Raw genomic sequence first — 11,077 nt, forward strand, 5'->3', positions numbered from 1 at the left:
CGTGGCGAGGCCTGTCGAGATGTCGGACGTCGAAAACGCCGGATACGCGGGATGGCCCGGTCCCGCCGGCCCCCTGGATGAAGCGGGGCGGGACGTCGTCGCGCGCACCATCGAGCACGTGTGTGCCGCGATCGACGCGGCACCGCACGATGTGGACCCGTACTTCCACCTCCGGCTGGCCGACGTCTTCCCGGCGGATGTCTACGCGCAGATGCTGGACTGCATGCCCGAGCCGGACTACTACCGCCGGATGTCGGGCCGCGCCCGGGCGAAGCTCAAGGCCGATGAGCGCACCAAGCTCGATCTCTTTCCCGAATGGATCCGCATCCTTCCGCCCGGCAAGCGCTCGGTGTGGGAAGGCGTCGGAGTAGCGCTGAACTCGGCCGCCGTTCGCGATGCCTTCATGCGCCGGCTGGCACCAGGACTCGAGCGGCGCTTCGGCCCGGACCATGCGAGCGTCGGCATGTATTCCATCCCGGTGCTCACGCGCGACGTGCCGGGCTACAGCATCGGCATCCACCCCGACACGCGGTGGAAGGCCATGACGGTCCAGCTCTACCTCCCGCGCGACAGCTCCATCGAGCACGTCGGCACGGTGTTCCACAAGAAGGACGCCGAGGGCCGCTTCACAGTCGCCACGCGCATGCCGTTCGTGCCGAATAGCGGCTACGCCTTCGCCGTCGGCCAGGACACGTTCCACTCGGTGGACACGGTCGGCCCGGAAGTGAACACCCGCGACTCGATCCTCCTCACGTACTTCGTGGACCGGTCGCTCCTCGAGCGCGCGCAGAACCGCGCGAAGCGCTTCGGGAATTTCCTTTTCGCAACCGCACGGAGCCTCGCAAGACCATGATCAAGAAGACCCGCACCCTCATCGCCGCTGCCGTTCTCTCCGCCGCGCTTCCCGCCGCCGCCCAGCAACAACCCGACACCGGCTGGTACTTCGGCCTTGGCGCGGGGCAGGCCAAGACCGGCGACGACTTCGTCAGCAACCGCGAGAACTCGGTCCAGAACGCGAGCAACTTCCGCACGTCGTTCGACGACAAGGACACGGCGTGGAAGGCCTTCGGCGGCTACCGCTTCGGCCCCAACCTGGCGCTCGAGGGCAGCTACTTCGATTTCGGATCGATCTCCGCGCAGACCGCGTTCGACAACGTGGGCGGCCCCGGCGGCACGATCGCCACGAACCGCGACGTGAAGGGCTTCGCGATCGACCTCGTCGTCGCCGCGCCGCTGGGCGAACGCTTCAGCGTGTTCGGCCGCGTGGGTGCGTATCGCGCCCAGGCCGATGCCACGATCGTCATCTCGGGCGATGCCGTGTTCAGTGACGGGGAGGGCGGCAACTCGCGCTCGAAGTCGTCGCACAACTCGAACTGGAAGGCCGGCGTCGGCTTCGACTGGAAATTCATGCCGAATGCGGCCCTCCGCCTCGAGTACGAGCGTTACTTCGAAGTCGGCAATGCCTTCGCCATCGGTACCCGCAACGGGACCGGCGAAGCGGACGTCGACGTGGTGACGATCGGGGCGATGTACCGCTTCTAGCGGGACACGGCTTGCCGGGTGGCAGGCTCCCGGAGGTCTATTCCTGATGCGTTTGCCGAATTACTGCAATTCTGCTAAACTGCATGCATGAAATCGACGGTTACCATCACGAGCCGCGGCGTGGTCACCCTTCCTGCGAAGCTGCGGGAAGCCATGGGCCTCAAGGCCGACGATGTCCTCATTGCCGAGACCACGGCCGAAGGCATCCTGCTGCGGCCCGCCGTGACGCTGCCGGTGGAGAGCTATTCGCCGAAGCGTATCCGCGAATTCGACGATGCCGAGGCCGAGCTCGCTCGGGTGCTGGCCCGGAAGGGCAAGCGCTCGCGCTAGCAAGTTGTGCGGATCTTCCTGGATGCGAACGTGCTGTTCTCCGCGGCCAAGAGCGATGGCGCCGTGAGGCAGCTGCTCGGCCTCCTCGCACAGAGCGGCTGCGCGTCGTGCGTCGATGCGTATGTGGTTGAAGAGGCTCGCCGGAATCTCGCGGCGAAGTTTCCAGCCTCGATCCCCTACCTGAACGAGCTGTTGACGACGGTCGAAGTGATCCCCACACGGGCCCAGCCAGCCGGGCAAGCCACCTACGGCCTTCCGGAGAAAGATCGCCCGGTCATGGCGGCAGCGATCGCGGGCCATTGCGACATCCTGGTGACGGGGGACAAGGCGCATTTCGCACCGCTCTACGGCAAGAGAATCGAGGGCGTGGAGATTCTCTCGCCTGCAATGCTCGGCCTGAAAGTCCTGACGCGGCGTTCATAGCCCAGTGGATACATGGGTTTAAAATAGCGGTTGCCGTTCAACCTCGATGGCGCAAACGCGGCCTGGTCCGCGCAGCGCCACAAGCCGCTCCAGGGAGATTCACAGAAATGCCGTTTCACGCTTTCGGAGTCCGCGTTCGCGGGCTCCTCGCAGCTTCGCTCTGCTACTTCATTCCCTTCGCTGCACAAGCCCAATGGTGGGATCCGCCGAGACCGGGCCGATGGATGGGCTCCGGCACGCTCGGGCAACCCGCCCAGCCTGCGCAACCCGCGCAGCCCGTCGTCTACACGCGCCAGCACCTTGAAAAGGCTCGCACGATCTCCAGCGCCGCGATCGTCAATGGCGAATTCGCCAAGATCGAGCGCATGCATGCGGAGTTCGTGCGCGACAAGGTCCGCACGACCGACGGCATTTGGCTCGCCCAGGCCGTGCAGGAAGGCATCGACGGAACGCTCTACGCCTCGGACACGAACGTGGAGGGCTACCTCCGCAATTGGGAGCAGGCCGTGCCCGATTCGAAGCTGCTCCCGGTCGTGAAGGCCATGCGCTGGCAGCGCGCTGCGTGGCGGGCGCGCGGCGGCGGGTCGTCTGCCGCGACACCCGAGGAAGCGCAGCAGCTCTTCCGCGAGGGCCTCGCGAAAGCAGCCAAGGCCTTGAAGGATTCGGAAGTGGTGGGCAAGGAAACGCCGCTCTGGTACTGGACGGCGCTCATCGTGGCGGGGAGCAGCGGAGCTTCGACCGAGTCCTTCGACGCGCTCTTCGACGAGGCGGTCACACGCTTCCCGACGTATCACACCCTCTATTACACGCGCGTGAACTACCTGCTCCCGCAGTGGGGCGGAAACTTCAAGCGCGTCGATGCGTTCGTGCAGCAGTCGGTCCAGCGCACTTCGGCGAGCGAGGGCAGCGCGTTCTACGCGTGGATCTACATCGACGTGCTGCAGAAGATCAACGGGGACTACCTGGAAGTCACGGCCGCGACGTGGCCGAAAATGAAGCAGTCCTTCGAGGACCTCGTGTCGCGATATCCGGATCCGTGGAACCGGAACCTCTACGCCACGTTCGCCTGCCGTGCGCGCGATCGCGAAACCACGGCGCGTCTGCTGGGAACGCTCGGCAAGGATGCGCAGCTCGGTGCGTGGTCGCCCGGCATCAGCACCGAGGGCTGCACGCGCTTCGCGTTCGACAAGGTGTAGCGGCTAGTCGGAGAGTACCGCGCGCAGCGCCGTAGCGACCTGCGCGCGGGAAGCTTCCTCTTCCATCGCGGGACCGTTCACGACGAAGGCATCCTCGGCGCGCGCGCCCAGCGTGGTGACGCGCGCATCGACGAGGTTCAAGCCCTGGTCGAGCATCACGCGCGCGACGGCCGACAGCAGGCCGGGGCGGTCCGCGCAGCTCACCATCACCAGCCAGCGGCCCGGCCTGCGATCCGGGCGGATCTCCACGCGTGGCTCGAACGGGAAGTGCTTCACCCAGCGCGAGACGCGTCCCGCGCGCGCGGCATCCACCGGCCCGCCCAGCGCGATGCGTTCGGCCAAGCCGGTCTCCACGGTGCGGATCAGCTCGCGGTAGTGCTCGCCGGAGCGCGCTCGTGAGAGCAACTGGAAGTTGTCGAGTGCGAAGCCGTGGCGCGTGGTGTAGATCTTGGCCGCGACCACGTCGAACTGCGCGCGCTCGAAGAATGCGGTGATGCGCGCGAACAGGCCCGGCTGGTCGGGCGCATAGACCATCACCTGCAGGCCCTCACCGATGGGTGACAAGCGTGCGCGGACGATCGGCGCATCAGGCGTGACGCGCGCCCACAGCGTGCGCGTGTGCCAGCCGATCTCGTTCGCTTCGAAGCGCTGGAAGTACGGGTCGTCCAAGTTGTTCCACAGCGCCTCGTGGCGGCCGGGCTCGGGGACGTACTGGCGGAAGACGCGAAGCGCCTCTTCCTTCTTGCCTTCGACCCAGGAGCGGGCGAAATCCGCCTCGCCGCGCAGCACCCGGCGCGTGACGCGGAAGAGGTCCTCGAGGAGCTTTCCCTTCCACGCGTTCCACACCGCCGGGCTCGTGCCGCGGATGTCGGCCACGGTGAGGATGTAGAGCGCGGTGAGCCAGCGTTCATCCTTCGCGAGCGTGGCGAACTGCGAGATCACCTCGGGATCGGAGAGGTCCTGCTTTTGCGCCGTGGACGACATCACGAGGTGCTGCTCCACGAGCCACGCGACCAGCTCCGCATCCGCCTTCGAGAGGCCGTGCTCGCGGCAGAAGCGGATCGCGTCTTTCTTGCCCAGCTCGGAATGGTCCCCGCCGCGGCCCTTGGCGATGTCGTGGAAGAGCGCCGCCATGTACAGCAGCTCGGGCTTGTCGAACTCCTGCATGAGCTGCGAGAGCAGCGGGTACTCGTGGTCGAAGCGCGGGATGCGGAAGCGGCGCAGGTTCCGGATCACCATGAGGATGTGCTCGTCCACGGTGTAGACGTGGAAGAGGTCGTGCTGCATCTGGCCGACGATGCGTCCGAACGCCGGGATGTAGCGGCCGAGGAGCCCATAGCGGCTCATCCGGCGCAGCGTCCACGTGAGGCGCTCGCTCTGCATGATCTTCATGAAGCGCACGCGGTTGGCGGGATCCTCGCGGAAGGCGCCGTTCACGAGCGGCAGCGCCCGCGAAAGGGCGCGCAGCGTCGTGGCCGAGAGCGTCACGATGTCCGGGTTCTGCTGCAGCCGCAGGAACGCATCGAGCATCTTCCCGGGCTCGCGTTCGAAGAGCGTCTCGTCGCGGATGTCGAGCAGGCGATCGACCACCGCGAAATCGTCGTCGAGGATGCGCGTGGTGCGCTCCGCCTCGGGCCGCACGCGCGCCACGAGGTTGGCCAGCATGATCGTGTTGAAGCGCCAGATCGCCTTCGCGGCGAGGTAGTAATGGCGCATCAGGAGGTCGGAGGCGGCGAGCTCCTTCGTGTTCGGGAGCTTCAGCTGGCGCGCGATCTCGATCTGGTGGTCGAAGACCAGCCGGTCCTCGCGGCGCCCCGCCATGTAGTGCAAACGAATGCGAAGGTCTTCCAGCACGCGCTCGTTCTTCGCGATCGCACCCGCTTCATGCGGAGTGATGAGGCCCTGGTCGGCCAAGTCCTTCCACGAGCGGCCGAGGCCGGCGGCGCGCGCGAGCCAGATCACCACGTGCAGGTCGCGAAGACCGCCCGGGCTTTCCTTGATGTTCGGCTCGAGGTTGTAAGCCGCGTCCTGGAAGCGCTCGTACCGGCGCGTCTGCTCGTCGATCTTGGCCACGAAGAAGTCGCGCACCTTGCGCTGCTTGCCCAGGCGCGCGTTCAGCTCGTCCACCAGCGCCGTATTGCCCGCGACGAAGCGCGATTCCAGCAGGCTCGTGTCGACGGTGACGTCCTTGGCCGCTTCCTCCAGGCATTCCGCGACGGTGCGCACGCTGTGGCCGGGCTCGATACCGCAGTCCCACAGCAGGCCCACGAAGCGCTCGACGCCTTCGCTCGGCTTCTGCCCGTCGGGGAGCAGCACGAGGACATCCACGTCGGAATGCGGGAAGAGCAGGCCGCGTCCGTAGCCGCCGACGGCGACGAGCGCGATGGACGGATCCGAGATCACTTCGGCCCAGAGCGAGCGCAGCAGCTCGTCCACGCACGCGGAATGAGCGGCGAGCAGGCGATGCGGCTCGGGACGGCGGAGGTAGCGTGCGCGGAGGGCCTCGCGGCGCTCGCGGAGCCACGTGCGAATGGCGGGGGGTTCCGCGGGCGGCGCGCGGAGGGCGGCCGCGCGGGGCGGCGAGGCGGTCGCGATGTCGCTCAGGGGACGCTACGCGGGGACGGAGACGCGCTCGGCCGCGAACGCGGGCGGCGGGGGCGCGTGGGCCGAGACCGTGAGCACCTGCACGCCGTCGGCGGTGACCGCCACGGTGTGCTCCCACTGGGCCGAGAGGCTGTGGTCGCGGGTGACGATGGTCCAGCCGTCGTTCATCTGCTTGATGTCGCGCCGGCCGGCGTTGATCATCGGCTCGACGGTGAACACCATGCCTTCCTTCAGCTCCGTGCCGGTGCCGGCGCGGCCGTAGTGGAGGATCTGCGGCTCCTCGTGGAAGCGCTTGCCGATGCCGTGGCCGCAGAACTCGCGCACGACGCTGTAGCCCTTCGATTCCGCGTGGTGCTGCACGGCGCTGCCGATGTCGCCCAGCGTGGCGCCGGGGCGGACCATGGCGATGCCATGCCACATGGCTTCCCACGTGGCCTCGCACAGGCGCTTGGCCTGGATGGACGGCTCGCCCACGTAGAACATGCGCGAGGTGTCGCCGTGCCAGCCGTCCTTGATGACGGTGATGTCGATGTTCACGATGTCGCCGGCCTTGAGGATCTTCTCGCCGGGGATGCCGTGGCAGACCTGGTGGTTCACCGAGGTGCAGATCGACTTGGGATAGGGGCGGTGGCCGGGCGGGGCGTAGTTGAGCGGCGCGGGAATGGTGCGCTGCACGTCGACCATGTAGTCGTGGCAGAGCTCGTCCAGCCGGGCCGTGGATACCCCCGGCACAACGTGGGGGGTGATGAAGTCGAGCACTTCCGAGGCGAGGCGGCCCGCCACGCGCAGCTTGTCGACGTCTTCACGGCTCTTGATCTGGATTCCCATGCACTCGCTTCCGGTTATAGGCGGAATTATAGCCTTGAGATGGCCCCGGGCCGGGCCAAGTTCAAGGCTCTGCGGTCCCCGAGGCCTGTCCTACGAACTGATTGAATCCGCTCGCCTTTTCGCGCTATAATCTTGGGCTAGCTGGGGTCCAAAAGGACCTAATTCGTAAATCCGCACCCCGCCTTGGCTAAGGTGAGTTCTTCGGAGCTCTTCAGCGGGGGAGGCAAACCTTAACCGACAGGAGTTTCAAGAATGTCCGTCACCATGCGCCAGATGCTGGAGGCCGGCGTGCACTTCGGCCACCAGACCCGTTTCTGGAACCCGAAGATGTCCCCGTTCATCTTCGGCGCCCGCAACAAGATCCACATCATCAACCTCGAGAAGAGCCTTCCGATGTACCAGGATGCGCTCAAGTACGTGCGCCAGCTCACCGCGAACAAGGGGCAGATCCTGTTCGTCGGCACGAAGCGCCAGGCCCGTGAAATCGTGAAGGAAGAGGCGATCCGCGCCGGTGCCCCCTACGTCGACTACCGTTGGCTGGGCGGCATGCTCACGAACTTCAAGACGGTCAAGGGGTCCATCAAGCGCCTGAAGGACATGGACCAGATGGTCGCCGACGGCTCGATGGAGAAGCTCTCCAAGAAGGAGCAGCTCACCCTCAGCCGCGAGAAGGACAAGCTGGAGCGTTCGCTCGGCGGCATCAAGGACATGGGCGGCGTGCCGGATGCGCTGTTCATCATCGACGTGGGCTTCCACAAGATCGCCGTGACGGAGGCCAAGAAGCTCGGCATCCCCATCGTCGGCGTCGTGGACACGAACAACTCCCTGGACGGCGTGAACTACGTCATCCCGGGCAACGACGACTCGACCCGCGCCATCCGCCTCTACGCCCGTGGCGTTGCGGACGCGATCCTCGAGGGCCGCAGCCAGGTCATCCAGGAGATGGTGGCGCAGCCGACCTCGGAAGACTTCGTCGAGGTCGAGGAAGCCGTCAAGCAGTAACCGGTCCCTGCAGCAAGGTCGCGCGACAAAGGGGCCCACGAAGCCCCTTTTTCGTACCTGAAAACTGGATCCCCGCCTTCGCGGGGATGACGTAGAGGAAAGAGCAATGGCGGAAATCACCGCAGGCATGGTCAAGGAACTGCGCGAGCTCACCGGGCTCGGCATGATGGAATGCAAGAAGGCGCTGGAAGAAGCCGGCGGCGACATCAAGAAGGCCGAAGAGCTGCTGCGCATCAAGAGCGGCGCCAAGGCGAGCAAGGCCGCGGGCCGCGTGGCTGCCGACGGCGCGATCGCCACGTACCTCTCCGGCGACGCGAAGCTGGGCGCGCTGGTCGAGGTCAACGCCGAGACCGACTTCGTCGCGAAGAACCCCGACTTCCAGGCGTTCGCCAACGCGGTCGCCGAGCAGGTTGCGAAGAGCAACCCGGCCGACGTCGCCGCCCTCTCGAACCTCTCCATCAACGGCGAGACGATCGAGGCCGCGCGCCAGAAGCTGGTGCAGAAGATCGGCGAGAACATCACCGTGCGCCGCTTCGAGCGCGTGCAGGGCAACGGCAAGCTGGTCGCCTACGTGCACCCGGGCTCCAAGGTCGCCGTGATGGTGGACCTCGAGGGCGATGAAGCCGTCGCCAAGGACGTCGCGATGCACATCGCGTTCGCCAAGCCCAAGTTCATGTCGCGCGATCAGGTCGCGCCGGACGTGATCGCCGCCGAGAAGAAGATCCTCGAGGCGCGCGCCGCCGAATCCGGCAAGCCGCCGGAGATCGTGGCGAAGATGGTCGAGGGCGGCATCAACAAGTTCCTGGCCGAGATCACGCTGCTGGGCCAGCCGTTCGTGAAGGACGACAAGCAGACCGTGCAGAAGATGCTCGACGCGAAGAAGTCCAAGCTCCACGGCTACAAGTTCCTGGTCGTGGGCGAGGGCATCGAGAAGAAGCAGATGGACTTCGCGGCCGAAGTCGCCGCGATGGCAAAGACCGCGGCCTGACGATGCCGGTCGCCCCGCAGGCCCAGAACGACGCGACCGTGAAACCGGCCTACCAACGCATCCTCCTCAAGCTGTCCGGGGAGGCGTTGATGGGCGATGACGCGTTCGGCATCAATCGCGCGATGCTGGCAAAGCTCGTGGCGGAGGTGAAGGAAGTCGTCGACATGGGCGTGCAGGTCGGCATCGTGATCGGCGGCGGCAACATCTTCCGCGGCGTCTCGCAAGGCGCCGCGGGAATGGACCGCGCCAACGCCGACTACATGGGCATGCTCGCCACCGTGATCAACGCGATCGCCCTCGGCGATGCGATGAACCGAGGCGGCCTCGTGGCACGCGTGCAATCGGCGCTCACCATCGAGCCCGTGGTCGAGCCCTACATCCGCGGCAAGGCCATCCGCTACCTCGAAGAAGGCAAGGTCGTGATCTTCGCGGCCGGCACCGGCAACCCGTTCTTCACCACGGATACGGCGGCGGCTCTCCGCGGCCGCGAGGTCGAGGCGCAGATCGTGCTGAAGGCCACCAAGGTGGACGGCGTCTACACCGCCGACCCGATGAAGGACAAGACGGCCACGCGCTACAACAAGCTCACCTTCGACGAGGCGTTCGTGAAGAACCTGAAGGTGATGGACGCCACGGCGCTGGCGCTGTGCCGCGACCAGAAGCTGCCCATCAACGTGTTCTCGATCTTCAAGGCCGGGGCGCTGAAGCGCGTGGTGATGGGCGAGGACGAAGGCACGCTGGTTCACAACTGAGACCGTGGTTCGGGAGATAATCGCCGCATGAATATCGCCGACATCAAGAAGACGGCCACGGAGAAGATGGCCAAGTCCGTGGAGACGCTCAAGAACGACCTCGCGAAGGTCCGCACCGGGCGCGCCCACGTGGGCATCCTCGACCACCTGCGCGTGGACTACTACGGCTCGCCCATGCCGATCAACCAGGTGGCCAACGTCACGCTCTCCGACGCGCGCACCATCTCCATCCAGCCCTTCGAGAAGAAGATGATCCAGGCGGTGGAGAAGGCGATCCGCGATTCCGACCTCGGCGTGAACCCCGCCGTGACCGGAGACGTGATCCGCGTCCCGACCCCGATGCTGACCGAGGAGCGCCGCAAGGAGCTCACCAAGATCGTGAAGCACGAGGGCGAGAACGCGAAGGTTGCCGTGCGCAACATCCGCCGCGACGCCCTCCAGCACCTGAAGGACATGGAAGACGTCGGCGAGGACGAAGAGAAGCGCGCCGCCGGCGACGTCCAGAAGATGACCGACAAGTCGATCGCCGACATCGACAAGTTGGTGGCGGACAAAGAGAAGGACCTCATGGCGGTGTGAACCGTCGCCCCCGCGAAGGCGGGGGCCCAGCTGGATTCCCGCCTTCGCGGGAATGACGAGGAATATGTCCGAATTCGACAGCTCCACGCAGTCCATCCCCGAGACCGGCCACGTGCCGCGCCACGTGGCGATCATCATGGACGGCAACGGGCGCTGGGCGAAGAACCGCTTCCTGCCGCGCGTGGCGGGCCACCGCAAGGGTGTCGAGTCGGTGCGCTCCGTCGTGAAGGCCTGCGCCGAAGGCGGCGTGGAATACCTCACGCTCTTCGCGTTCTCGAGCGAAAACTGGCGCCGCCCGCCCGAGGAAGTCACGTTCCTCATGCAGCTCTTCATCCGCGCCCTCGAGCAGGAAGTCGAAAAGTTGCACGCCAACGGCATCCGCTTCCGGGTCGTGGGCGACATCGCCGCCTTCGACCAGCGCATCCGCGACCTCATTCGCCGCGCCGAGGAGCTCACGGAGGCCAACACCAAGCTCACGCTCACCATCGCCGCCAACTACGGCGGGCGCTGGGACATCCTGCAGGCCGCCAACCGGGCGCGCGTCGGCAACCCGATGGCGGACATCACCGAGGCAGGCCTGGCCCCGCACCTGTCCATGGCCTACGCACCCGAGCCGGACCTCTTCATCCGCACCGGCGGCGAGAAGCGCGTCTCGAACTTCCTGCTGTGGCAGCTCGCGTACACGGAGCTCTTCTTCACCGACCAGCTCTGGCCGGACTTCGATGCCGGCTCGCTCGAGGCCGCCTTCGCGTCCTACCGCCAGCGCGAGCGCCGCTTCGGCCGCACCAGCGAGCAGCTCGCCGAGGGCGAGCCGTTGCCCAAGGCCGGCTAGG

12 protein-coding genes are annotated in these 11,077 nt (G+C 66.4%); 10 read left to right on the forward strand and 2 right to left on the reverse strand.

All coding sequences use genetic code 11. From position 1 onward, the window contains the following. The first annotated feature begins 19 nt into the window (after nt 1–19). From DSM104443_RS05220 to DSM104443_RS05240, 5 genes are all read left to right on the forward strand, one after another. Nucleotides 20–853, forward strand: a complete 834-nt coding sequence (locus DSM104443_RS05220) for a hypothetical protein (protein WP_212756951.1) — start codon at nt 20–22, stop codon at nt 851–853. Continuing rightward, nucleotides 850–1,542, forward strand: coding sequence for an outer membrane beta-barrel protein (locus tag DSM104443_RS05225; protein WP_171090132.1), 693 nt, complete (start codon nt 850–852; stop codon nt 1,540–1,542). The genes DSM104443_RS05220 and DSM104443_RS05225 overlap by 4 nt, the downstream gene beginning before the upstream one ends. Nucleotides 1,543–1,629: 87 nt before the next feature. Beyond that, the gene (locus DSM104443_RS05230) at nt 1,630–1,872 is read left to right on the forward strand and encodes an AbrB/MazE/SpoVT family DNA-binding domain-containing protein (protein ID WP_171090134.1); all 243 of its coding nucleotides are present in this window, start codon (nt 1,630–1,632) and stop codon (nt 1,870–1,872) included. A gap of 6 nt (nt 1,873–1,878) precedes the next feature. Beyond that, a complete protein-coding gene (locus tag DSM104443_RS05235; protein WP_171090136.1) occupies nt 1,879–2,295 on the forward strand; it encodes a PIN domain-containing protein in 417 nt (138 codons plus the stop codon). A 107-nt stretch (nt 2,296–2,402) separates the two neighbouring features. Continuing rightward, nucleotides 2,403–3,491, forward strand: coding sequence for a hypothetical protein (locus DSM104443_RS05240; RefSeq protein WP_171090138.1), 1,089 nt, complete (start codon nt 2,403–2,405; stop codon nt 3,489–3,491). Between the two features lie 3 nt (nt 3,492–3,494). Here DSM104443_RS05240 and DSM104443_RS05245 read toward each other — a convergent pair whose 3' ends face one another. Together DSM104443_RS05245 and map are read right to left on the reverse strand one after the other, a co-directional pair. Continuing rightward, nucleotides 3,495–6,095, reverse strand: coding sequence for a [protein-PII] uridylyltransferase (locus tag DSM104443_RS05245; protein ID WP_343034685.1), 2,601 nt, complete (start codon nt 6,093–6,095; stop codon nt 3,495–3,497). A gap of 6 nt (nt 6,096–6,101) precedes the next feature. After that, nucleotides 6,102–6,923 (reverse strand): type I methionyl aminopeptidase, encoded by an 822-nt coding sequence (gene map / locus DSM104443_RS05250; RefSeq protein WP_171090141.1) that lies wholly within the window; start codon nt 6,921–6,923, stop codon nt 6,102–6,104. 252 nt (nt 6,924–7,175) lie between these two features. On the opposite strand from map, the gene rpsB reads away from it, so the two are divergent. The 5 genes from rpsB to uppS all read left to right on the forward strand — a co-directional run bounded on the left by rpsB (nt 7,176) and on the right by uppS (nt 11,076). Next, entirely contained in the window at nt 7,176–7,925 is a 750-nt protein-coding gene (rpsB, locus tag DSM104443_RS05255; RefSeq protein WP_171090143.1) for a 30S ribosomal protein S2, read from the forward strand. A gap of 106 nt (nt 7,926–8,031) precedes the next feature. Further along, complete coding sequence (tsf, locus tag DSM104443_RS05260; protein ID WP_171090145.1) at nt 8,032–8,913, forward strand: translation elongation factor Ts; 882 nt, start codon at nt 8,032–8,034, stop codon at nt 8,911–8,913. Between the two features lie 2 nt (nt 8,914–8,915). Then, the gene (pyrH, locus tag DSM104443_RS05265) at nt 8,916–9,665 is read left to right on the forward strand and encodes a UMP kinase (protein ID WP_171090147.1); all 750 of its coding nucleotides are present in this window, start codon (nt 8,916–8,918) and stop codon (nt 9,663–9,665) included. 27 nt (nt 9,666–9,692) lie between these two features. After that, nucleotides 9,693–10,244 carry a ribosome recycling factor gene (frr, locus tag DSM104443_RS05270; RefSeq protein WP_171090149.1) on the forward strand — a complete coding sequence of 184 codons (552 nt, stop codon included), beginning with the start codon at nt 9,693–9,695 and terminating at the stop codon, nt 10,242–10,244. A gap of 64 nt (nt 10,245–10,308) precedes the next feature. Next, complete coding sequence (gene uppS / locus DSM104443_RS05275) at nt 10,309–11,076, forward strand: polyprenyl diphosphate synthase (RefSeq protein ID WP_171090151.1); 768 nt, start codon at nt 10,309–10,311, stop codon at nt 11,074–11,076. Nucleotide 11,077 lies beyond the last annotated feature (1 nt).

The sequence above is a fragment of the Usitatibacter rugosus genome (assembly GCF_013003965.1).
Lineage (GTDB): Bacteria > Pseudomonadota > Gammaproteobacteria > Burkholderiales > Usitatibacteraceae > Usitatibacter > Usitatibacter rugosus.

Excerpts from the sequence above, each read along its gene's own strand:
- DSM104443_RS05220 (WP_212756951.1), top strand. The coding sequence starts at position 20 with ATGTCGGACGTCGAAAACGCCGGATACGCGGGATGGCCCGGTCCCGCC.
- DSM104443_RS05225 (WP_171090132.1), top strand. The coding sequence starts at position 850 with ATGATCAAGAAGACCCGCACCCTCATCGCCGCTGCCGTTCTCTCCGCC.
- DSM104443_RS05230 (WP_171090134.1), top strand. The coding sequence starts at position 1,630 with ATGAAATCGACGGTTACCATCACGAGCCGCGGCGTGGTCACCCTTCCT.
- DSM104443_RS05240 (WP_171090138.1), top strand. The coding sequence starts at position 2,403 with ATGCCGTTTCACGCTTTCGGAGTCCGCGTTCGCGGGCTCCTCGCAGCT.
- map (WP_171090141.1), bottom strand. The coding sequence starts at position 6,923 with ATGGGAATCCAGATCAAGAGCCGTGAAGACGTCGACAAGCTGCGCGTG.
- rpsB (WP_171090143.1), top strand. The coding sequence starts at position 7,176 with ATGTCCGTCACCATGCGCCAGATGCTGGAGGCCGGCGTGCACTTCGGC.
- tsf (WP_171090145.1), top strand. The coding sequence starts at position 8,032 with ATGGCGGAAATCACCGCAGGCATGGTCAAGGAACTGCGCGAGCTCACC.
- pyrH (WP_171090147.1), top strand. The coding sequence starts at position 8,916 with ATGCCGGTCGCCCCGCAGGCCCAGAACGACGCGACCGTGAAACCGGCC.
- frr (WP_171090149.1), top strand. The coding sequence starts at position 9,693 with ATGAATATCGCCGACATCAAGAAGACGGCCACGGAGAAGATGGCCAAG.
- uppS (WP_171090151.1), top strand. The coding sequence starts at position 10,309 with ATGTCCGAATTCGACAGCTCCACGCAGTCCATCCCCGAGACCGGCCAC.